Source organism: Candidatus Oleimmundimicrobium sp., assembly GCF_030651595.1.
Classification (GTDB): Bacteria; Actinomycetota; Aquicultoria; order UBA3085; family Oleimmundimicrobiaceae; genus JAUSCH01.
Genome location: NZ_JAUSCH010000084.1, coordinates 38,093 through 59,563, shown reverse-complemented (window position 1 = coordinate 59,563; position 21,471 = coordinate 38,093). Strand labels below are relative to the sequence as shown.

18 protein-coding genes are annotated in these 21,471 nt (G+C 42.6%); all 18 read right to left on the bottom strand.

Annotated elements, in window-relative coordinates; all coding sequences use genetic code 11:
- Positions 1–292: 292 nt before the first annotated feature.
- Entirely contained in the window at positions 293–1,354 is a 1,062-nt protein-coding gene (locus Q7U95_RS05155; RefSeq protein WP_308752454.1) for a hypothetical protein, read from the bottom strand.
- Entirely contained in the window at positions 1,355–2,227 is an 873-nt protein-coding gene (locus Q7U95_RS05150) for a CoB--CoM heterodisulfide reductase iron-sulfur subunit B family protein (protein WP_308752452.1), read from the bottom strand. It lies immediately after the preceding gene.
- A complete protein-coding gene (locus Q7U95_RS05145) occupies positions 2,224–2,778 on the bottom strand; it encodes a 4Fe-4S dicluster domain-containing protein (protein WP_308752450.1) in 555 nt (184 codons plus the stop codon). Before Q7U95_RS05145 ends, Q7U95_RS05150 begins: the two co-directional genes overlap by 4 nt.
- A 258-nt stretch (positions 2,779–3,036) precedes the next feature.
- Positions 3,037–3,954: a methylenetetrahydrofolate reductase gene (locus tag Q7U95_RS05140; RefSeq protein ID WP_308752448.1), complete on the bottom strand. Its 918-nt coding sequence runs from the start codon at positions 3,952–3,954 to the stop codon at positions 3,037–3,039.
- On the bottom strand, positions 3,951–4,619 hold the full coding sequence (locus Q7U95_RS05135) for a methylenetetrahydrofolate reductase C-terminal domain-containing protein (RefSeq protein WP_308752446.1): 669 nt from the start codon (positions 4,617–4,619) through the stop codon (positions 3,951–3,953). Before Q7U95_RS05135 ends, Q7U95_RS05140 begins: the two co-directional genes overlap by 4 nt.
- Positions 4,616–5,035 carry a hydrogenase iron-sulfur subunit gene (locus Q7U95_RS05130; RefSeq protein WP_308752444.1) on the bottom strand — a complete coding sequence of 140 codons (420 nt, stop codon included), beginning with the start codon at positions 5,033–5,035 and terminating at the stop codon, positions 4,616–4,618. Before Q7U95_RS05130 ends, Q7U95_RS05135 begins: the two co-directional genes overlap by 4 nt.
- The gene (locus Q7U95_RS05125; RefSeq protein WP_308752442.1) at positions 5,032–6,657 is read right to left on the bottom strand and encodes a 4Fe-4S binding protein; all 1,626 of its coding nucleotides are present in this window, start codon (positions 6,655–6,657) and stop codon (positions 5,032–5,034) included. The genes Q7U95_RS05130 and Q7U95_RS05125 overlap by 4 nt, the downstream gene beginning before the upstream one ends.
- Positions 6,657–7,715: an FAD-dependent oxidoreductase gene (locus Q7U95_RS05120; RefSeq protein ID WP_308752440.1), complete on the bottom strand. Its 1,059-nt coding sequence runs from the start codon at positions 7,713–7,715 to the stop codon at positions 6,657–6,659. Before Q7U95_RS05120 ends, Q7U95_RS05125 begins: the two co-directional genes overlap by 1 nt.
- 29 nt (positions 7,716–7,744) lie before the next feature.
- Positions 7,745–9,088, bottom strand: a complete 1,344-nt coding sequence (gene acsC, locus Q7U95_RS05115) for an acetyl-CoA decarbonylase/synthase complex subunit gamma (protein ID WP_308752439.1) — start codon at positions 9,086–9,088, stop codon at positions 7,745–7,747.
- A gap of 104 nt (positions 9,089–9,192) precedes the next feature.
- Positions 9,193–11,394, bottom strand: a complete 2,202-nt coding sequence (gene acsB, locus Q7U95_RS05110) for an acetyl-CoA decarbonylase/synthase complex subunit alpha/beta (protein ID WP_308752438.1) — start codon at positions 11,392–11,394, stop codon at positions 9,193–9,195.
- A complete protein-coding gene (gene cooS / locus Q7U95_RS05105) occupies positions 11,387–13,348 on the bottom strand; it encodes an anaerobic carbon-monoxide dehydrogenase catalytic subunit (RefSeq protein ID WP_308752436.1) in 1,962 nt (653 codons plus the stop codon). The genes acsB and cooS overlap by 8 nt, the downstream gene beginning before the upstream one ends.
- Positions 13,345–15,894, bottom strand: a complete 2,550-nt coding sequence (locus tag Q7U95_RS05100; RefSeq protein ID WP_308752434.1) for a molybdopterin-dependent oxidoreductase — start codon at positions 15,892–15,894, stop codon at positions 13,345–13,347. Before Q7U95_RS05100 ends, cooS begins: the two co-directional genes overlap by 4 nt.
- Positions 15,895–15,911: 17 nt before the next feature.
- Entirely contained in the window at positions 15,912–16,433 is a 522-nt protein-coding gene (locus tag Q7U95_RS05095) for an NADH-ubiquinone oxidoreductase-F iron-sulfur binding region domain-containing protein (protein WP_308752432.1), read from the bottom strand.
- Positions 16,430–18,325 (bottom strand): NADH-quinone oxidoreductase subunit NuoF, encoded by a 1,896-nt coding sequence (locus Q7U95_RS05090; protein WP_308752430.1) that lies wholly within the window; start codon positions 18,323–18,325, stop codon positions 16,430–16,432. Before Q7U95_RS05090 ends, Q7U95_RS05095 begins: the two co-directional genes overlap by 4 nt.
- Positions 18,318–18,833 carry an NADH-quinone oxidoreductase subunit NuoE gene (nuoE, locus tag Q7U95_RS05085; RefSeq protein WP_308752428.1) on the bottom strand — a complete coding sequence of 172 codons (516 nt, stop codon included), beginning with the start codon at positions 18,831–18,833 and terminating at the stop codon, positions 18,318–18,320. Before nuoE ends, Q7U95_RS05090 begins: the two co-directional genes overlap by 8 nt.
- Before the next feature lie 13 nt (positions 18,834–18,846).
- Positions 18,847–19,785 carry a CO dehydrogenase/acetyl-CoA synthase subunit delta gene (cdhD, locus tag Q7U95_RS05080; protein WP_308752426.1) on the bottom strand — a complete coding sequence of 313 codons (939 nt, stop codon included), beginning with the start codon at positions 19,783–19,785 and terminating at the stop codon, positions 18,847–18,849.
- A 53-nt stretch (positions 19,786–19,838) separates the two neighbouring features.
- On the bottom strand, positions 19,839–20,687 hold the full coding sequence (folD, locus tag Q7U95_RS05075; protein WP_308752424.1) for a bifunctional methylenetetrahydrofolate dehydrogenase/methenyltetrahydrofolate cyclohydrolase FolD: 849 nt from the start codon (positions 20,685–20,687) through the stop codon (positions 19,839–19,841).
- A 20-nt stretch (positions 20,688–20,707) separates the two neighbouring features.
- Positions 20,708–21,466, bottom strand: coding sequence for an AAA family ATPase (locus tag Q7U95_RS05070; RefSeq protein ID WP_308752422.1), 759 nt, complete (start codon positions 21,464–21,466; stop codon positions 20,708–20,710).
- Positions 21,467–21,471: the final 5 nt, after the last annotated feature.

Here is a 21,471-nt window from a genome sequence, read left to right as displayed (position 1 = left end):
GCTATACTCTATATTCTATACTCCATATTCTGCTCGCTCTCTGCTCTATGCTCCGTACTCATATTTTTAGTTTCCCTGAAAGCTGGCAGCTCACGACTGGGAGCTGAATACCCTTTCCCCATTACCCTATACCCTAAACTTTAGCCGTTAGCCAAAAACTAAAACATAAAGACCAATAACTAATAGCTATCAGCTCCTTCACCCTCACCCCAACCCTCCCCCGTCAAGGGGGAGGGAGAGAAGGGTTCAACCTCTAACCATCTGCCATCTGCTATCTGCCATCTGCTATCTGCTATCTGCCAAAATATCTTTCTCTTAAAGCTAAAGAAAGCTCTGAAGTTAATCTGATGCTCTTTTCCGCCAATTCTTCCGTCATTGAGCCCGCGCCGCAGTTTGGAGTAATTAAGCTTGCTTCAAGAAGATTCATTTTATCTATTCCTTTGTCAACCAATAACTGAATTTTCTCTTCAAACCGGTTAAGAATGCTATCCAAGGTCTCTTTCGCTATTGCATCCGGAGTTGGATAAGTAGACGGCACTATCCCCCAGGCAAGAACTCCTCCTCTATTTAAAAATTTATTTAGTTCTTTGGGATAAAGAGCTACGCTTTCAGTATGGTCATACGCATCGAAACTTATAATATTAACATTGGTTTCCATCAAAATGCTCCAGTCGGTTCGACCGCAACAATGAACACCACAAAGACCTTCAACTGCAGAAAAACACTCGTTTAGATAAGATACGACCTCATCCTTATTTAATTTTATATAAGCTGAACCATAAGACTGAAGATACGGTTCATCAAAAAAGATAATGGTTTTTGTGTTGGCAGATAATTTCTTAAATTGCCTCTCCTGCCATTTGGCCTTCATCATAAGTGTTTTTATAATTGCATCCCTTAAAAAATCATTATAGAGAACAGCTTGTTTATTTTGGTCTGTAACCGTCAAACCAAAGCTGATTGGACCCGTTAACTGCCCTTTAAGAATAACTAAATTGCTTGGCAGGTGTTTTTTTAATGTGTCAAACATGACATGAAACCCTCGAGCATAATCAGCAGATATTTCAAAATAGTCGAGGTCTTCAGCCAAGAACTTTTCATAAAATTGCTCAAGCTTCCAAGTTAAATTGTCCCCTGCGTCCAGATAAATTTTCTTTTTCTCTTCATCTATTTTTACTGCCGGCATACCCTCTGAAACTTGAGTACACATGTTTTCTTTAAAAGAAAGGTTGGGAAGTTGGGGCCATGCCGGTATCTGAGGAGTATATTTTAAAATTACCTCGCATGCTTTAACTGCATCCATATGTGGCATGCTTCCAACAGCCATTGGGAGACAACTGGGTTTAAATTCCATCTATAAAATTCCCTTCTTTTTTAGGACCGGGAAAGGATTAACCGTAAGACGTTTTAAACCAACATCTTCGGGGGTTTTCCCCAACGCAAGGCCCATGAGTTGAGTAAAATACACTATAGGTATGCCGTATTTGGTATTATATTTCTTTTCAATCTCCTTTTGTCTCGTGTCAAGATTTGTTTGACAAAGAGGACAAGCTACAACAACCATATCCACTTCAAGCTTCTTTATCTCCTCTAATAAATCATGACAGAGTTTAATAACAACATCCGTTCTGCTCAAGGCAAAGCTTACCCCGCAACACTCCGTTTTATACGGCCAATCTAAACTTTCTGCCCCTAAAATTTTCATTATATTGTCAAGACTCCGGGGGTCTTCAACCACATCAAAATTAGCAATTTTTGGAGGCCGAGTAAGCATACACCCGTAATAGCAAACGACCCTTAAATCTTTTAATGGTTTCTTTACTGCTTTTTTTATCTTTTCCAGCTTAATTTCTTTTGTAAAAAATTCGACTATATTAAAAACATCGATCCCGCCTTCATATTTCTTGCCAATAACTTTTTCAGCTTTCATTCTCAACTTTTCATCCGTTTCAATCTCTTTGATGGCAGTCTTAAGTCGCCAGGCGCAAGCAATACACGGCGCCAATAATTTCTCGAAGCCAGCTTCGCGAGCAGAAATTAAAGTGTGTAAAGGTAAAACCGTCGCCAGCAGGTGTGAAGTATTGTGAGCGGAAGACGCCCCACAGCAAACCCAATCCTCGAGTTCTTTCACATCGAGATTAAGCGCGCTGCAAGTGGCATCTATCGATTCTCCAAACTCCCTAGCCGTCCCCCTATATGAACAACCGGGATATAAACCATATTTCATTTCTGCTCCAATTCTTTCGTATTTCTAAAAATTCTTCGTACTGCACTTATATTTTCGACCTTGTGAGGTAAAAAGCTAAACTTACCCTTAAAAAATAGAGGCAACCCCATTGCCATATCTTTCATAATCTGTTTAGTTTTTAACTTAATTAACATTACCAAACCAATTTCATAAATACGCCCAAACCGCTCCACGAGAGAAAGGAAAGAACTGTTAAAAGCAGCTATTTCAGGTACCGGTATCTTAAATCCTTCACGTTGCGCTATTATCCTTGCAGCATCGGCCACCTTAACAAAATCAAGATTTTGAGGACAGCGCGCCATGCACGTTTGACACGAAAGACAAAGCCATATCGACTGGTCCTTCAAGACCAAATCCTTCTGTCCCAATTGGATAGCCTCAATTAGCTGATGTGGTTTATATCTCATAGCATAAGCTGTAGGACACCCAAGCGTACATTTCTTGCATTGATAACAAGAATAAACATTCTCGCCACACTCATTTTTTATTTGTTCTGCAAATGTTGTATCTATTTTTGCTATTTCTCTCATTGAGAAACTCCATTTCTAAGTTTGTAGCCGATATTTAATAGTTAATTAGATGGTTTGTTTGCTAGTTTTTGCTATATTCTATGCTCTTTTAACTTTCAACCATCCGCTATTTATGAGATTGCTTCGTCGCCTTGCTCCTCGCAATGACGGCTTAGAGTTGTCCCTTTTTGACTTTCCCCTTTTATCCGTTACCTTATTTTCTGCTCTCTGCTCTTATATTTTTCCTGGCAGCTGAGGACTGGGACTGACCCCTTTTATTTAAGGCCTTGGCAAAAACCCCGCCTTCGCAACTATCTCCGGCACAATCTCTTCCCACTCAATAGCCATAATGTGTACGCCCGCCACACCTTTTATCTCTTTAACTTGATTGATAATATCTACGCAAATGTTTACGCCTTCTTCTTTAGCTTTTTCTTTTCCGGCAGCGGTCATCCGCTCAACAATTTTGTCGGGAACATCCATCCCCGGCACATTGTTCTTCATATATTTAGCCATACCTGCAGATTTCAAAGGAGCCACTCCGGCAAGTATAAAAACTTTCTCGTGGAGGCCAAGCTCCCGAACCATTTCCATCCACTTTGAAAACTTTTCAACGTTATAAACAATTTGCGTCTGAACAAAGTCGATTCCGGCGTCGACTTTCTTTGCAAGACGTAGCGCTCTAAATTCAAAGGGATCGGAAAATGGATTCTCGGCCGCCCCTATAAAGAAACGAGGCTCCACTTTCAACTCTTCCCCGCATTGAAATTTCTTTTCGTCCCTCATATCCTTAACCATCTTAATAAGTTGAATAGAATCTAAATCAAAGACATTTTTTGACTGGGGATGATTGCCAAATTTTTGATGGTCCCCGGTGAGACAGAGAAGATTCTTTACCCCTAAAGCCGAAGCGCCCAAAATGTCGCTCTGTATCGCAATGCGGTTCCTGTCCCGGCAGGTCATTTGGACTATTGGTTCGATACCCCTCGATACTAACATGCTTCCGACAGCAATTGATGACATTCGAACTATCGCCGTCTGGCAATCGGTTATATTTACCGCGTCGGCACAACCTTTTAAACTATCAGCTTTCTTGTAAACAACTTCAGCATCAGCGCTTTTGGGAGGCCCAAGCTCGGCGGTCACCGCAAAATTTCCAGCACTTAAAATTTTCTCAAGATTACTTCCCGATTTCACAGCTTCATATCCTCCCTTATAATCTTTCTTGGTCCGCCATCTCGACCGGTTGACCAATCTTTTGGCGGCAATATCTCAGCTAAATTATCGAGTTTCCCAAGCGTTTTCAACCTATCGTAAATAAGCTGCCAAGCACAGTCTACCTCGGGGTCAATTTCACATTTTCCGTCCTTAGAGCCACCACAGGGACCATTTAATAAGCTTTTTGAACATCTAACGATGGGGCAAATTCCACCGGTTTTATCGAGTACGCAATTACCACAAGCCCCACACCGTTCAGACCAAACCCCTTGTTCCTCGGGTAAACCTAAAAAGGTAGTATTAACAGCAGGATACACAATAGCTTTTGGAAAACGTTCTACAATAGTCTGGACGCCAATTCCACAAGCCATCGAGAGAACAGCATCACAAGATTCAATTTTATCTTTTAACTCGTCGACAAATTCCCACTCACACTGGCGAAGAGGTATGTGTTCCAATATTTCAATTGGCTTTCCTTCCTTATTTCTCGCCATTTTTATGGTTGACGCAAGAATGCTTACCTCTTTATCGCCACCTGCCATACAGATAGCAGCACAGGTACCGCATCCGGCAATAAGAATTTTGTTATGTTCAGCAATCATATTAAGAATTTCTTGTATCGGCTTTCTTTCTCCAACAATCATTCTTCCGCCCTCCCGGTATTGAGCCCCAAACTTTTTAAATCTTCATAAAAAGTAGACAGTGTTTGTGTAAACTTAGCCCCATTGGAAGGGGCCAAGTAATGCATCTGTACCCTTTCTTCTTCAATACCAATTTCTTTCAAAATATTTTTTATATAAGCTAACCTTGCTTCAGCTCTTAAGTTTCCCCTCAAAAATTGACAGGCTTCTTTGTGACAAGCATAAATCACAACACCATCGCCTTCTTCCAATGCCCTCATGATGTGAATGATTTCAATCTTTCCTGAGCATGGAACCTTTATCACGCGCACTCTCTCCGGATAAACAAACCCAGACTCAATTGCCATATCAGCCGATAGTAATCCAGAGTGCTCACAACAAAAAACGGTTATTTTTGGCTTAAAATCTCTCTTCGTCAACCCGCTTCACCTACCACATCACTTAACTGCCCGATAATTTGAGCATTGGTATAAAGAGGAAGCTCTATGGCCATAACGGGACATTCACTCGCGCATATCCCACACGATTGGCAGGCCAGCGGAATCACTTTTGCCGTTTCTTCTTCATAATCAACAACTATCGCTCCATGAGGGCAAGTTCTAATACAAGTAAGACAAAGAACACACTTATCCGGATTTATTTTCGCGGATGTTAAATCCAGTTCAATTTCTCCTTTTGATAGAAACGAGAGAACCTCTCCCGCCGTGCCCCTTGCTTCGGAAAACGTCTCTTCTATATTTTGTGGAAAACGACATCCACCGACAAAAAATACCCCACGCTTAGAGGAAAATGTAGGCAACAGTTTCACGTTTTCCTCTTGAAAGAATCCCTTTGAATCAAGATTAACCGAGAGCAATTTAGCTAACTCTTCAAATTTTTTACCAGGTACTGCCTTCTCGCCCACAACTAATAAATCGCTTTCAAAAATCAATTTTTCGTAAGGGTAATCTTCGTTTATTAAATGAACTTCAACAGTGTTGTATGAAAGCTTAATTTCTGGTTTTTCAGCATACTTAAAAAACAATACGCCGGCTTCCCGAGCTTTCTTATACAACTCCTCCCCACCATCAAACGAAACTTTTAAATCTCTGCAAAAACAAATTACGTCAGAACCAAACTTTTCTTTAACAGTTAAAGCTTGCTTCAAAAGAGCCTGAGTCGATATCTTTAAATCTTCATCGACTAAATCGATTAAAAAACAGACACGCTGAGGTATATTTTTACCTAAGGACAATCTATTCCCCATATCTTTCTGCCCGATAATCAAAGAGTCAGGATTTTCACCAAGCTCTTGAACAGGCAAAATCGGTTTATACCCAGTTGCGACAACAATTGCTCCAACTTCAACCGTCAATTTTTGCTTACCATCAACTCTTGCAATAAATTTTCCTGCGTGGCCATTCAAATCAACTAAATATGAGGAATTAATAATCCTTACTTTTTTTTCGTTAGTTAGCGCCTCGATTTTGCTCTCGACAAGACTTTTTAGGTTTTCAATCGCAACCGCTCCCCCACCGAGATGAGAGGTTTCTTCTATTAAAATCGTGTCCAAACCCCCTTCGGCTAAAATAAGAGCTGTTTCAATCCCGGCAATTCCACTTCCGAGAACAAGAACTTTTTGATTTAACAAAACTTTTTGAGTCCCAATAGGTTCCTGCATCTTAATCCATTTCGCTGCCCGAACTACTAAATTAACGGCTTTTTCTGTGGCTCTCTTTTTCTCTTTATAACCAATTACTTCATTAAGATTGACAAAGTTCACCAAATAAGGATTCAGGCCCATTTTTTTTAAAGAGTTTTTAAAAATTTGTTTTTTGGGGCGAGGGTTGCAACCGGCAACTACTATCTTAGAAACCTCGTTATCCTTTAAATATTTTTCAAAATCACACATTACTTCGGTAAAACGCGGAGTAAGACTTTTAAAACAAACAAATCCTAAACCCTCAAGTTTTGAGCATGCTTCATCGGTGCTTAAAATGTTCTTAAGCTTACTTTCACAGTCATAAATAAATATGCCTATTTTGGAAACTTCCTTTTCCATTACACCCTCAACATCCTGGCAACTTCTACTGCTGCTGCTTTTCCGTGAACTATTGACTCTTCGATGTCTTTCGGTCCCTGACACGCTCCGGCAAGAAAAATTCCGGGAACATTCGAAAGGTTAACCCGAAATCCCTGTCCCTCAAAAAATCCGTATCTATCGAGACTGACCCCAAAAGTATCGGCCAAAAACCTTGCATCGCTCTGGGGAGACATCCCAACAGACAAAACTACGAGATCAAATTCATTTTGAACAACCTCGCCCTTATCACCACTTAAGCTTTTAACCCGCAGAAAATCCGAATCAACATAACCGTAAACTTTTGAGGGCAGATTTCTCACAAAATGTATCCCAAGCTCCTCGCACTCCTGGCGAAATTTATTAAAACATTTGCCCGCTGGTTGAACATCCATATAAAAAATCGTAACATCCGATTCAGGAATTTCCGATTTAATGAGCTTTGAAAGTCTAAGCGCATACGGACAACACACTTTAGAACAATAGCCCCGGCCTATACTCTCATCTCTGCTCCCGACGCACTGGAAAAAAGCAATTTTCTTTGGGATTGCTCCATCGGTGGGCCTCAAAACTTTTCCGGTTAGACGCAAGTCTTTCTCAAGTTCCAGAGCAGTAATTACATTTTTATATTTGCCATACCCGTATTCCTTTTTCTCTTCCGCATTAAAAGGCATAAAACCCGTGGCAATAACAACGGCTCCAACTTTTAATATCAGTTCTTTAAAAAGCGACTCTTCTCCGATAGCTTGAGAAATTTGCAGCTCAAAATTCCCAGATTTGCCCGAAAAAGACGTCACCTCAGAGCCAGTTAAAACTTTTATTTTAGGATGTTGAAATGCTTTTAGGACAAGCTCGTCAGCTAAACAGACCAGACACTTACTGCATTTATCCGTAGCTTTACAGGCAAAATTTACCGCATGCCCACCCAGTTGAACGTCCCTTTCAATTATGTGAACCGCAAAACCAATATCGGCTAAGACCAAGGACGCACTTATGCCGGCAACACCTCCACCAATAATGGCCACATCTTTTAAGCTCATATCGCCCATTCCTTTTAGATTTGTTGAGGCTAAGCGCTCCAGTTTTTAAGATAGGATGGTATATCCCCGGCTTCTCGCGGTCCAACTTGTATTTCCCAATCAGGAAGCTCTTCCTCCAACTCCCCACTTATCTGAGCCACATATCCCGGGATTACTATCTTGCGATGTTTAACTTTGTCGGTAATTCCGCAACGCTTCATAAACGGACCAATATTTTCAGGTATAAACTTACCGGCAGCCCAAGCAGTTAAAACAGATAATCCTTCTACGTCCATTATGCAAATCCAGGATGAAACCTTACTGGCCTCCACCTCACCCGAAACAGTAAAATAAGTTAAGGAAAAATTTGTGGTAAGAAGCACGGGCGAATTTTCATCTGGCTCTCCAATAGGATAAATCCCCTCGTCAATTTGCATGGGTTTTTGAGGATCGGTGTAGATGTTTTGGCGCAAAACATACAAAGGAAGTGCCTTCCAGGATTCAAGATCGCTAACCACGATAACTCCCGCATATTTCATTATCCCAACCCCGGCAGCCACTGCTTCCATATAAGGGTCGTCATACATTTCACAAGGAAAAGTAATAATTGGGTAGCCAAGAGGTTTAAATTTTTTCTTTAAGGCTGCTCGCCTTATAAATACTGCATCCTTCAAACTATCTTTTATTGTTCTTGAGCCAGGATCAAGAATTATATCTTTAACTCCTTTAGCTGTTACTTTTTCTACTAAGTCAGAAAGAGCCCCAAGATCTTTAGCCGCAACCACCAACGGACAATTGCTCTCTTTAGCAAGAGCGGCCATCTGCTCAAAATTGTTTTCATTTGCCGCATAAAGAAGAGGTTTAGTTTGAACACAAACTGAAAGAGCGGCCTTCATTATTTCAGAGTTTTCACTAATTAATACCAGTGGGAACTCGGTTCCCATAGCTTTTTTAACAAGCGTCACAAATTTAGCCGAATCATTTGAAGATGATTTAACGGCCACCAAATCAGCTCGAAGAAACTGGCCTACTCTCTCAAATTGAGAGCTTTTTAACTGCGCAAGTTTTTCATCAATCACTGCTTCATCCATTCCATCGTCAACAAGAATTGCCAGACCCGGTTGGTGATAAAAAGTCTTCTCGTGACGGAAGAGCACAGCTTCCTCCCCAATCTTTAAAGCTTTGTCGCCCGTGCCCACTGTGATAAGACGTATGGGGGGAGCCGAAGCTTCGGATAATTCAGTTTTAGTCTCCTCGGAAACATATGGACACGCATCCAACTGTGTCTGCCCCACCGCAAGTTTCATAGCAAAAGCGAGACAAGTAGGTATCCCACATTCACCACAATTTTTTTGAGGTAATTTTTTATAAATATCAAGTCCAGTTAAAGCCATACATAAATCTCCTTTTAGTCGATTTTAGCTACCAGCTATCAGTCGTCAGCTTCCAGGCAATACGTAATACTTCTGGCCCCTGGTGGCTGGATGCTGGGGGCTGATTAGAACATTGGGGACATCTCTAAGGCCGGATGTCCAACTTTCTGCATATGCGCCAGAACTTCTTCCTCAGTAGTTCCCACTGTTTCATCGGCAATCTTATCGATGAAATTAGGGTCACCTTCTTCTTCTGCACGTTTTTGAAATTCCGAACGAAGAGTATCCTTCAACTCCTTAGGCATCCAGACAATCCTCTTTAAACCCCCATCGGCAGAAATAAATTTCTTGCTCATTATATATTGACGGCCTATCCCGATAAACCCGGGAAGCTGGACACCACCACCTACGGTCCCAGCTAAGGTTGAAAATTTCATTCCGCAGGGCGTCATTCCGGGAAACTCCCTATTTACTATCATGATCCCGTTAGTCGTTGGGAGAACCGCCACCACGCACTCGAAACAACCACACGAAGTCATTGGATCCTCCATCATAGAATAGGCGTTGAAATGCTCAAGAGACTGATTAGATTTCGTAAAGACAAACTCATTGACATTTTTCCATTGACCTTTAACTGCATCTATCGTTTCACCTTTTTTAACCGGCTGGTTAGGCCCCGTCGGATTAATCTCATAGGCTGCCTTGCCATCAAGCCAGTTATACGCCCCACAAAGCCCTAATCTCTCGGGAGTAATTATGCAGACGTGGTTTGGAGCAAAACTCTGACATAAGGTACAGGAATAAAAAGTATCAACGCTCTCATCGGTCATCCCCCGCACCCTTTCATCCCTGTGATGGTATGCTTTTCGAGCTTCCTCCAACATCTGGTCAACCTTTTCAAGATCGGTGTAGATTGTAACTTGAGCCTTATCCACAATTGCGGGGTAATCCGCGGCAAGCTTCGCGATAAGTATCTTCCCAAAATGATGAAATTTAAAGCCAACATTTTTAGCTTTCTTACTAACCCTTACCCAGATGATATCGCGCTGCCCCATATGAAATATACCTTCAGCACCATTAATCATATGGTGAACTTGTCTTTCTAAAACTGATTCGAAATCTTCCTGCATTTTTCTACCAGCAACATCTATTACTATACTAAGAGGAAGCCGTTCGCCCTCCTTGATTTCGTCTATATCTTTGCCAACTACCTCGATTTTGCCATTTTCCACCTCATCCATCTCTTTCATCCTCAAGAATTCAAAGGCACGTGTCTTTGTTCCACCAAATTCTACGTAGGTATCTTCCCCTCTAATTCTTTCTCCCTCAAAAGCAGAGCCAAAAGAAACGGGAATATCAATCTTGGTAACCTGAACCTTAAGCCCTCTTACTTCAATTGCTCTTTCTACTAATTTATCGTGGGGAACATTTGACACAACATGCTCGTAAGTACAAACTCCTGTTGGGAGAATTTGAGGAATATTAGTATCAGCAATAGTTGGAAAACCAAAATTTACAGCTCCCACCGCTTGAGCATATTTTTCATCATCGACCTCTCCTAAAGCCAGAACAAAGGCAAAAATCCTATTTTTGTTGTAGAGTAACACTTTCCTAAAATCTCCGGGTTTAACTCCGCCAAAAGAAAGCGCGGCGCGAGTTGCAAACCCCGCGGAAAAGACGGTCGCGGTAACATCTTTACCAAAGGGAACCAGACGGGTTTCCCATCCCATCTGAACGCCTTCTTCTTTAAGTTGCTCAGCCATGTTTTTTCCATCAGTTGAAGCTGACATAAAGACATAGATATTTTTTTCTTGAAGTTCTCGTGCTATTTTTACCGCTATTTCATTTGTAGGTGCTGCTCCAACACACGCGGCAAAACCCGGTGCTGAACCATCAACAAATTCAACTCCTCTTTCTCTCATTATCACATCATCGGCCGCACCCAACCAAAGATTGCTATCCGTTGGTTTAGATGACACAGTATAAGGAGGAGACTCCACATACTTAATTGCCTCAATAATTTCATCCATAAAAAGTGTCGCCATTCCCGCATCCAAAGCGGGAGCCAGATACGGTAGCCAGACTTTCTCTGACGGAACAGGCGGAAGCAAGCTTTTGGAATATGCCAAAACCTTCTCCATGTCTCCAAGGGTGGAAACCGCCATCCCGGTAATTCCATAAATCACGGGCAGATAATACCCCGTGTTTGGAAACTCCACCTTTTTGTCGGGTCCATATTTCTCTAAAGCTCCCTTAAGATTTTCTTCCGCCCTCTTGGCTATCTTGTGGGCGCCCCTTATGGCAGCCGAAGCGATAATCTTAGACAATTTCCAGATCCCTCCTCATTTCCATATCGTAAAGCACCCTCTCTTTCTCACGATCTATCCCCAAAGCTTTTCTCTTTTTATCTATATTTTTAATTAATATCTTAGCCATCTCAACGGGATCGGGCTCGTAAAACCACTTGCCGCCCGTTGTCTCCTCAATCTCTTTAAAAAGATAATTGGATAACACCTCGCTATTGGTCGTCGGAAAAGAAACACCAAAACCAACCGGAACTCCACTTGAAACAAAATACTGGCCGATGGCTACGGCTTTCTCACTCATCCACTCGGGGGCGCAACCCGCGGCCGGAATTTCATCTAAGTCTTCGCCGAGACCGCCCTCTTTAACTATTTCCGAAGCGGCCATGAGAATTCGGCTGTTGTCCACGCATGAACCGCAATGAAGCACGGGAGGAATACCTACTGCCTCGCAAACCTCCCGCAAACCGGCGCCCGCAAGCTCAGCGGCTTCGGGAATGAGCAGTCCTTCTTTCGCGCAGCTTATCGCGGCGCACCCGGTAACCAGAACGAGCACGTTGTTTGCGATGAGCTCTTTAACCACCGTGGTATGTACATAATCGTGTTTAACCCGAGGGTTGTTGCATCCCACGACACCCACAACCCCTTTTATCCTGCCGTTGATTATATTATCGTTTAACGGACCATAAGAGGCGCGGAACCGCCCGCCAAGCAAATACTTTATGGTCTCGTGAGAAAAACCCGCAATGAGCTCGATCTCTTCCTTGGGAATATCAACCTTGCCTCTCTTGGGATAATTTTTAATTGCCCGCCTGACGATATCTTTTGCTACCTCCGGCGCTTTGTGATGATCAAATTCCATATGGGTGGCACCCAAAATTTTTCCCTTCGCCGAAGTAGTAATTACCTCAGTGTGATAACATTTAGCCACGGTGGGTAACGACTGCATGATACATTGAACATCAACAACCATGGCATCGACTGCGCCGGTACAGATAGCCAGCTCTTGTTGGAGAAAGTTACCGGCTACCGGAACACCTTTGCGCATCAAAAGCTCATTTGCCGTACAACATATGCCGGCAATATTTATGCCCTTAGCGCCCGCCTTTTTGGCCTCCTCAATCAGCTCAGGGTCCCTTGCCGCCGTGACAATCATCTCAGAAAGCAACGGCTCATGACCGTGAATTATTACGTTAACTTGATTCTCTTTAAGGACTCCTAAATTTACCTTTGACCTGACTGGAACAGGGGTGCCAAAGAGGACATCCTGTAATTCTGTTGCTATCATAGAGCCACCCCAACCATCGGCCAAAGAAGTTCGGCAACCATGAAGCAAGATGTTTTTATAATCTTGATCGACCCCCATGTGAGTTCGATGCATTGTTTCCACTATCTCGCGGTCCACCCCGCGAGGAGATATGCCTTCTTTTCTCCAACGCTCCTGCCTTTTCTTCGGAGCCTGCTTTACAAGAGTTATCTCACCTTGCTGTTTCCCCATCTCAGCAAGAGCTTTCTCGCCCAACTCCAAAGCTATCCGGTTTTTATCCTTACCCTCTATATTGATATCAAAAATTTTAGCCAAAGCATGCAACTTCGTCTCATTTTTTATCTCATAACCGGGCGCTTCACCCTTCGCCGCAGCAATAAAAGTGAAAATAACCTCTCTGGCATGATCTGAGTGCGCGGCCGCGCCGGCGGCTATCATTCGAGCAAAATTTCTGGCCGCAACCGTAGAAGCGGTGGCCCCACAAACTCCGGTTCTCGTCTCGGTCACTCTACAAGGGCCCATTGAGCATATTCTGCAACACGTCCCACCCGCCCCAAATGAACATGACTTAAGAGAAGCAACCCTTTCAAAAGCGGTCTCTACTCCGTCCTTTTTAGCTTTATCTATCATTTTGGCGCTTGCCGTGCAGCTGGTTTGCGTGCTTGCCGCAGGGTAAAACTTGCTTTCTTCGTTTTTGCTTTGCTTTTTCATTTGGCGACTCCTTCTTTTGAAACACTTACAGCAATTAACTGATCTTGCGGGCTCTTTAATTTTAAATCTATGCTATCGCTCGCTAGAACGCCTTGTTTATGGTGACAACTAGGCATAAAAAACATCCCCTTGGGTAAGAAATCAAGTATCCTTGCCGAGGTTGTAACCTTGCCCCGTCTCGATTTAACCGTGACCTTGCAACCATCCTCAAGCCCCAAAAACGCAGCATCGTCTGAGTTAAAAATAACATAATCTCCCATATTTGGCTCAAGTTCAGATAGTTTGGAAATTTTTGTTCTAACTCCATCATAAAACCCAAATGTTGTTTCTCCAACAATTAAAGTATAAGGATATTTTTTATCGGGCTCTTCACCAGAAACCTTGGGTTCCACTAAGATAAAGCTATATGTATCTCTTTCGATTTTCTTTGGAACGAAAACCAGAGACTTTATTTCTTTGGCAATCTCCTTTTCAGAAGAGTAGCCCATAGTATAATTCATTCTTTTAGACAAAGCGGTTACCGTCTTCCAATCAGTTTCGGCCAAAGGTTCAATAACTGCCCTAACCTCTTTCGTTCGATATTCCATATTAACAATGGTTCCATTGCTCTCGGCTAAAGTTATCCCTGGCAACACAACATCGGCCAACTTTGCGGTTTCCGTCAAAAAAGTATCTTGGACCACCAGGAAGTCTAAGGATGAGAGCGACTTGGCCACACTGGAAGAGTTAGGAAATTGAGTAACCGGATCCGCTCCAACTATATACATCCCAAGAATAGATGAGCCCATTCCGTCTAACATTTCCTTAATAGAAAGCCCGGCCTTTTTAGGAAGTTTAACTCCCCAAGTCTTCTCAAAATCGTTCCTGGCTTCATCTATTTTTCTTACACCCGGATAAAATTCGGCCAAAGCTCCCATGTAAACCGTGCCTCGCAGATTAGAAGAGAGGAGGCACGGGAGAACGCTCGCTCTAGTTCTACCTGTTAGAAGTGAGATATCGGCAATCAATTCCATGGTTTGAGGGCTTGCCGTTTCGGCCCCAAAGATTATGACCGCCTTCTTCCCTTCGCTATAAAGTTTTGCGGCTTCCTTCAAAACATCTTTAGAAATTCCCGACTCTCTTTCTACCGTTTCCATCTTCAATTTGCCAAGAGATTTCTTTAAGTCTTCAAATTTCTCGCACTTCTTGGCGAATTCTTCATCGTAAATTTTACCGTCAAGTAACTCTTTCAAAAGCCCACTTAAGACAAACTCGTCGGAGCCGACCTTTGACTGAATATATATATCGGCTTTCTCGGAAATTTTCGTTCTTCTGGCATCTATGGTTACCAACTTCGCTCCGCTTGAAAGCGCTCTCTTTACGGCTACACCCACACGAGGATAGGCCACCGTAACATCCGCGTTTACGAGCAAGAGAGCATCGGCTTCCTCAACATCTTTCATTGAGACAACAGCTCCGTCTCCCAACGCTTCATATAAATCAACTAAGGCGGGGAAACCGAGAAGTCTGGCGGAGCTATCGATGTTGTTCGTCCCGATACCGGCCCTTAAAAACTTTTGGAATAAGTAAGCAACCTCGTTTGTGTTCCCCGCGCCGATAAAGCCGCCAACGCTATCTGCCCCATGGGCTTTCTTTATATCAAGAAGACGTTCTGCTACAAACCCAAAGGCCTCTTCGTAGGTGCTTTCGGTTAAAACCCCGTCTTTTTTAATCAAAGGTTTTGTAATTCGCTTAGGGCTTTCTACAAAATCCCATCCAAATCTGCCTCTCGCGCAGAGAAAATCTCCCAGGCCCTCGCCGGTTGCTCTCATAATCTGCCCATCCACGATGCCAAATACAAGGTCACAACCACAGCCACAATAAGAGCAGACTGTTCTTGTCTCTTTCATTTCCCATTCTCGCCCACGAAAACGCCTGTCGACCTCGAGTAACGCGCCAACAGGACAAACCGCGAGACAGCTTCCACAAAAATCACAGCCCGATTCCTGCAAGGGCTTATCCAACGGGGTTGCCACCTTGGTAATCATGCCTCGCTTTATAAAATCTATGATATCTGCCCCCTGCGTTTTGCAGATTCCCACACACCGTCCGCACAAAATACAGAGATTGTAATTCCTCTCTATAAAAGGATTGCTTTTATCTATCTCGTAACCGGGATCTTTCATCAAGAAACTTGTTTTCTCAATGCCAAGCTCGTATGCGTATTTCTGAAGCTCACAAGCACCGTTTTTATCGCAACTCATGCAATCGCCGGGATGATTTGAAAGTATTAATTCAAGAACAAAACGTCTGGCTTCCCGGATCTTTTCTGTATCAGTGGCAATCACCATTCCATCCTTAACTTTTCGAGCACATGAGGCAACCAACCCCTTTATCCCCTCAACTTCAACCAAACAAACTCTGCACGACCCCGTGCTGGGCAGGCATTCACAATAACAGAGATGGGGTATATCTATCCCCGCCATCTTGGCCGCCTGAATGATGAAAACTCCTTCGGGAACCTTTACTTCTTTTCCATTTATCGTTACAGTGACTTGCTCACTCAATTTTTCTCCTCCTTTAGTTAAACAATTTCTATAGCACCGGCTTCACATACGGCCAAACACTCGTCACATTTGGTGCACTTTTTATTTTTAATATAATAAGGTTTGTTGTCCGAAAGATAAGAAACCATCTTCTCACCGATGATTGCATCTTTGGAGCAAACCTCTTTGCAAGCTCCACACATCGTACACTTCTCTGGGTTTATCTGGTAGTTCACAATAATCTCACAAGATTTATGAGCGCAATACTTGTCCTTTATATGCTCTTCATACTCACTTTTAGATGCGGACAATGAGTCCTTTACAAAAGTAGCCGCGTCCTTACCCAGTTTGCATCGAGCAGTATCCACGATAGAAGAAGATATTTCATCAAGCAGAGCCATATCTTCTTCTTCTCCTTTTCCATTTGTAATCCTCTCTAAAACATCGACCATCTGCGCTGTTCCAAACATGCAGGGCAGACACTTGCCACACATCTTATCTCGGGCAAATCCCTTTAGAAATTCAAGTACTATCAAGACCGGGCAACCATCACTGCTCATGTAGCCACCTCCTGCTTACCAGTAGGAGTGGATTTTCGTTCAAACTGTCTCACAACACAACCGGTCGGACAAACCCCTATACAAGCTCCGCACTTTTGACAGTATGATAAATCGATATAGAACCTGTTTCGCTCTTCTGTAATCGCGTCATAAGCACACACCTCTTTACATAGACCGCAAAGGAGACAATCCTCCTCGTTTATTTGATAATGGCCAAGTGCTGTACATTGCCCAGCCGGACAATATTTATCCCTTATGTGGGCTTCATACTCATCCCTAAAATATTTAATGGTTGAAAGCACAGGATTGGGCGCGCTCTTACCTAGACCACATAGAGCAGTTTTCTGAATATGTTTGCCGATGCTTTCCAAACGCTCTATGTCACCCTCTTCGCCTTTCCCTTCAACGATTCTGTTTAAAATCTCAAGCATCTCATATGTTCCAATTCTGCAAGGCGGGCACTTCCCGCAAGATTCCACCTGAGTAAAAGAGAGAAAATACCTTGCAATTTCCACCATGCAATTGGACTCATCCATCACAACAAGCCCGCCGGAGCCCATCATGGCTCCAACTTCTGTTAATGAATCAAAATCAACGGGTAAATCCAGATATTCTTTTGGAAGACAACCGCCACTCGGTCCTCCTGTCTGAACAGCTTTAAACTCTTTGTCGCCTAAAATACCGCCACCTATATCATAGACAATTTCCCGAATAGTTATTCCCATAGGAACCTCAATAAGACCAGTGTTTTTCACTTTTCCGGTCAGAGCAAATATTTTGGTTCCCGGAGAGCCCTTTGTGCCTATAGAGGGAAACCAGTCTGCTCCCTTAATTATTATTGGAGGAATATTAGCGAAGGTTTCAACATTATTTAACACTGTGGGCTTATCCCATAGTCCTTTTCCCACAGAACGAGGAGGAGTAGTTCGAGGCATCCCTCTTTTGCCCTCAATAGAAAACATAAGTGCTGTCGACTCTCCACAAATAAAAGCTCCTGCTCCACGTTTTATTTCCAAATCAAAATCAAAACCGCTCCCAAGTATATTCTCGCCCAAAAGACCAAGCTCCCTCGCTTGATTAATCGCCACTGTTAAGTTCTCGACCGCCAAAGGGTATTCTTGTCTTACATATATAAATCCCTCTTTACAATTGCCCAGAGCATAAGCCCCTATTATCATGCCTTCAATAACAGAGTGGGGGTCACCCTCTAAAACACTTCTATCCATAAAGGCTCCCGGGTCCCCTTCGTCACCATTGCAAACAATATATTTCACGTCACTCTTTGTTCTTCGACCGCCTTCCCACTTTCTTCCCGTAGGAAAACCTGCCCCACCTCGACCTCTTAAATTAGATTTCTTAACCTCTTCTATCACTTCTTCCGGCGTCATATCATTTAAAATTTTCACCAACGCCTCATAGCCCCCAATTGCTATATAATCCTCTATGTTAGTGGGATCAATGTGGCCACAATTTCTTAAAACTACGCGTTGCTGTTTGCCATAGAAGGAAATTTCCTCTTCTTTAACAGCAAGCTCTCCCGTAACAGGATCAACCACTTGCAGCCGATCAATAACTTTGCCGCGATTTATAGTAAGATCAATTATCTTTGCCGCATCAAACGGATCAACCTTTTGATAAAAAACATCTAAGGGCTCTACAATTACAAGAGGGCCTTTTTCACATAAACCCTGGCAGCCCGTTGGCCTTATCTCAAAATCAACGCCTTGCTTGGTAGCCTCTTTTTTAAAAGCTTCAACAACCTTCTGCGCGCCAGAAGCACGACAACCAGTCCCGTTGCAAACTCGAACTATTGTCTTTTTTTGTTTTGCTCTTTCGTCACATATTTTTTTTCGCAAAACACTTAGCTCTTTAGAGCTTTTAAACTTACTCATCATTCTCTTCCTTTTTATTTTTAAGAATTGCGATTATCTTCTTCGAATTTTTCTCTCTTGAAACTTCTTCATTTACCACCACAACGGGAGCAAGCGCGCAACAGCCCACACAACTTACTGTTTCAAGCGTGAACTCAAAGTCATCGGTCGTCTCGCCAGCTTTTATGCCAAGTTCTTCTTCTAATCCCTCAAGAATCACCTTCGAACCGCGAACATGACAGGCCGTGCCCGTGCAAACTTTAATTATATTTTTGCCTCGCGGAGTAAAATAAAAATGCGCGTAAAACGAGGCAACTCCATAAACGTGAGCCAAAGATAAGTCCATTACTTCAGCAATGACTTTGAGCGCTTCCTCAGGCAAAAAACCAAATTCTTTTTGAACGTCTTGAAGGGCATGCACAAGCACTCCCTTTTTCTCTTCATATTTTTTCAATAATTTACGAACGTCATTTACGTTTACTTGAATTTTTTTCTCTTCTTTTTTGGCCCCGCAAACGCAATTAGACATTATATTCCTCCAGTTAGCTCATCAATTCATCAATGAATTTCTTTGTTAATTTAACCGCTTCGGGGTGCCTCATAATCAAGATGTCTCCTCCGGCAATCAACATACTGGCTGCTGTCATAAACTCCCAGAGAATCCCTCTCTTTTCCGGGTCTCCCCAGCTTGGCTCATCTTCCGTTTTTGCTTCCTTGGCCTTCCAAACTTCTCTGCCAAAATCACATAATGTCGGCATTTGGGTCATTCCATCATTTTGTTGTAAAGCTGCAAGTCTCAATCTCTCAGTAATCGAGTAGACATACTCCAGCCCGTAGCCCAAAGCCGCGCCGCTTGGGTCCATCACTAATCTGCCCGCGTCTAAACCTAGTTGGGTCATCAATATATTTAATTGCTTGGCCATATTCACATCTATTGGAGAAAGTCCTGAAACATTATGCTTATAACCAATAGCCGCAGCCGTTATCGATTTGTAGTTATCTTCTTGTGAAGGACCAAGTATTACTCTGTTCCCCTCAGCAACCTCAGCAACTTTCTTTAAAACCTCTCCGTCTTTCTCAGCATTACCACTTCCATAAACACATAAAGGAATGGAAATCGCTCCCAAGATAGCTTTAACGGTTTCTGCGGCATTTGCAGGATCTCGATTTTCACCATTTGGGTCAGTGCTAACAAGTCGTAAACAAATCATATCCGCCCCATACTCATCCTGACACTTTTTGGCCCAAGCAATGGGGTCATTTAATACATCTTTAAATGGCTCAACGACAGCACTTGGCCAATTATTTGGAGCCGCGTCATAAATCTCCATGGCTATAACCGGCCGTCTTGGCATCTCTCCCTCAAAAAAATAAAATGGGAGCGTGGTCTCTCCACCAACCACTACCTGACTGCCTTCCTTGCCCACAGTAACTTCACGAACCTTCCCTTGATACGTATCTACCGGTGCTTGAAATACCATCTTATATCTCCTTTCAAAATTCAAAATTAAATTTTTTAAATTTTTCTACAGCTTTATGCCTGCATTTTCGCTGCTTTAATTGTGTTCTTTAAAAGCATCGTTATCGTCATTGGTCCAACTCCACCCGGAACCGGAGTAATGACTAAAGCTTTTTTGCTCACACTTTCAAACTCCACATCACCAACAAGCTTTCCGCTCTCTAATCGATTTACCCCAACATCTATAACGATAACCCCATCTTTAACCATTTCGCCCTTTATCATCTCCGGTTTGCCCACTGCGGCCACAAGCACATCTGCCCTCTTAGTATGAAAACTCAAATCTTTTGTCTTTGAATGACAGATAGTAACTGTCGCGCTTTTCGATAACAACATAAGTGAAATCGGCTTTCCAACAATGTTGCTCCTCCCAACAACCACCGCTTCTTTTCCCCTCAAATCTATTCCGGCGTGTTTAAGCAAGACCATTATTCCGTGTGGAGTACAGGGAAGAAAAGCATCTTCTCCTATAACCAGCTTCCCAATATTTTCCGGATGAAAACCATCCACATCTTTTACCGGACTAATGGCGTAAAGAATCTTTTTTTCATCAATTTGTTTGGGTAATGGAAGCTGAACTAATATTCCATTTATCTTGTCATCTATGTTTAATTTACTAACTAAAGCCAGTAATTCTTCCTCAGAAGTATCTGCCGGCAAAGCATATTTTTCTGAATAAATGCCAACTTGGGCGCAACCCTTTTCCTTTTGACCAACATAAACCTTAGAAGCGGGATCATCTCCAACAATGACAACAGCTAACCCCGGCGTAATACCCTCCTTTTTCAATTGGGCTACTTCGTCTACCATATCTTGTCGTATTGAGGCGGCGATGGCCTTACCATCAATAATTTTTGCTGACATTTAGTGCTCCCCTTTCAGTTTTAAAAATTAAGCTTCTCAATAAGCCCGGAAATTGCTCGAAAAGCACAAGAACCACCGGGCAATTCCAAAATCGGCCTTTTCTTTAAATCCATCTCTAAAATCTGCTCATCTAATGGAAGAGTTCCTAAAAGATTAAGGTTCAACTTATCTATCTCCTCCTTTAAAATGGGACTCAGCCCCTCTTTAGGGACACGATTTATTATCAAATGTGTTTCTTCAACTTTAAGCTCAAGTTCTTTGACTAAATCTCTAATTTTAGCCGCCGCCCGAATTGCTCGAGGGCTTGTATCCGAAATCAACAAAAGATGATCCACTTCATAGGTTGTTCGTCTGCTTAAATGCTCCATTCCGGCTTCATTATCCATAACTACGTAACTATAATTTTTCGCCAGTATATCCATGTATCGCCGTAAAATATTATTTACGTAACAGTAGCAACCAGGGCCTTCGGGTCGGCCCATGGCCAACAAATCAAATCCCGATGCCTCAACTAAAATTTCTTGAATTTTTAGTTCCAGATAAGCATCTTTAGACATCCCGGTTGGAATTGAGTTAACATTTTTAGTTATCTCTTCCCTTACCTCACCGATGGAATTTATCACTTTAACACCCAAAACTTCATTCAAATTGGAATTAGCATCAGCGTCCACCGCTAAAATCGGAGTCATTTTCTTTTCAAGTAAATATTTAATTATCAAAGCACTTATCGTCGTCTTTCCTGTGCCGCCTTTGCCCGCAACTGCTATCGTAAAAGCCATCAAGC

Bases quoted from the DNA above. Each gene is read 5' to 3' on its own strand.
- Q7U95_RS05090 (WP_308752430.1), bottom strand. From the start codon at position 18,325: ATGAGTAAGTTTAAAAGCTCTAAAGAGCTAAGTGTTTTGCGAAAAAAA.
- Q7U95_RS05150 (WP_308752452.1), bottom strand. From the start codon at position 2,227: ATGAAATATGGTTTATATCCCGGTTGTTCATATAGGGGGACGGCTAGG.
- cooS (WP_308752436.1), bottom strand. From the start codon at position 13,348: ATGAAAAAGCAAAGCAAAAACGAAGAAAGCAAGTTTTACCCTGCGGCA.
- nuoE (WP_308752428.1), bottom strand. From the start codon at position 18,833: ATGTCTAATTGCGTTTGCGGGGCCAAAAAAGAAGAGAAAAAAATTCAA.
- Q7U95_RS05145 (WP_308752450.1), bottom strand. From the start codon at position 2,778: ATGAGAGAAATAGCAAAAATAGATACAACATTTGCAGAACAAATAAAA.
- Q7U95_RS05135 (WP_308752446.1), bottom strand. From the start codon at position 4,619: ATGATTGTTGGAGAAAGAAAGCCGATACAAGAAATTCTTAATATGATT.
- acsC (WP_308752439.1), bottom strand. From the start codon at position 9,088: ATGGCTTTAACTGGACTTGATATTTATAAAAAATTACCTCAAAAAAAT.
- Q7U95_RS05095 (WP_308752432.1), bottom strand. From the start codon at position 16,433: ATGAGCAGTGATGGTTGCCCGGTCTTGATAGTACTTGAATTTCTAAAG.
- cdhD (WP_308752426.1), bottom strand. From the start codon at position 19,785: ATGGTATTTCAAGCACCGGTAGATACGTATCAAGGGAAGGTTCGTGAA.
- Q7U95_RS05070 (WP_308752422.1), bottom strand. From the start codon at position 21,466: ATGGCTTTTACGATAGCAGTTGCGGGCAAAGGCGGCACAGGAAAGACG.
- Q7U95_RS05120 (WP_308752440.1), bottom strand. From the start codon at position 7,715: ATGAGCTTAAAAGATGTGGCCATTATTGGTGGAGGTGTTGCCGGCATA.
- folD (WP_308752424.1), bottom strand. From the start codon at position 20,687: ATGTCAGCAAAAATTATTGATGGTAAGGCCATCGCCGCCTCAATACGA.
- Q7U95_RS05125 (WP_308752442.1), bottom strand. From the start codon at position 6,657: ATGGAAAAGGAAGTTTCCAAAATAGGCATATTTATTTATGACTGTGAA.
- Q7U95_RS05155 (WP_308752454.1), bottom strand. From the start codon at position 1,354: ATGGAATTTAAACCCAGTTGTCTCCCAATGGCTGTTGGAAGCATGCCA.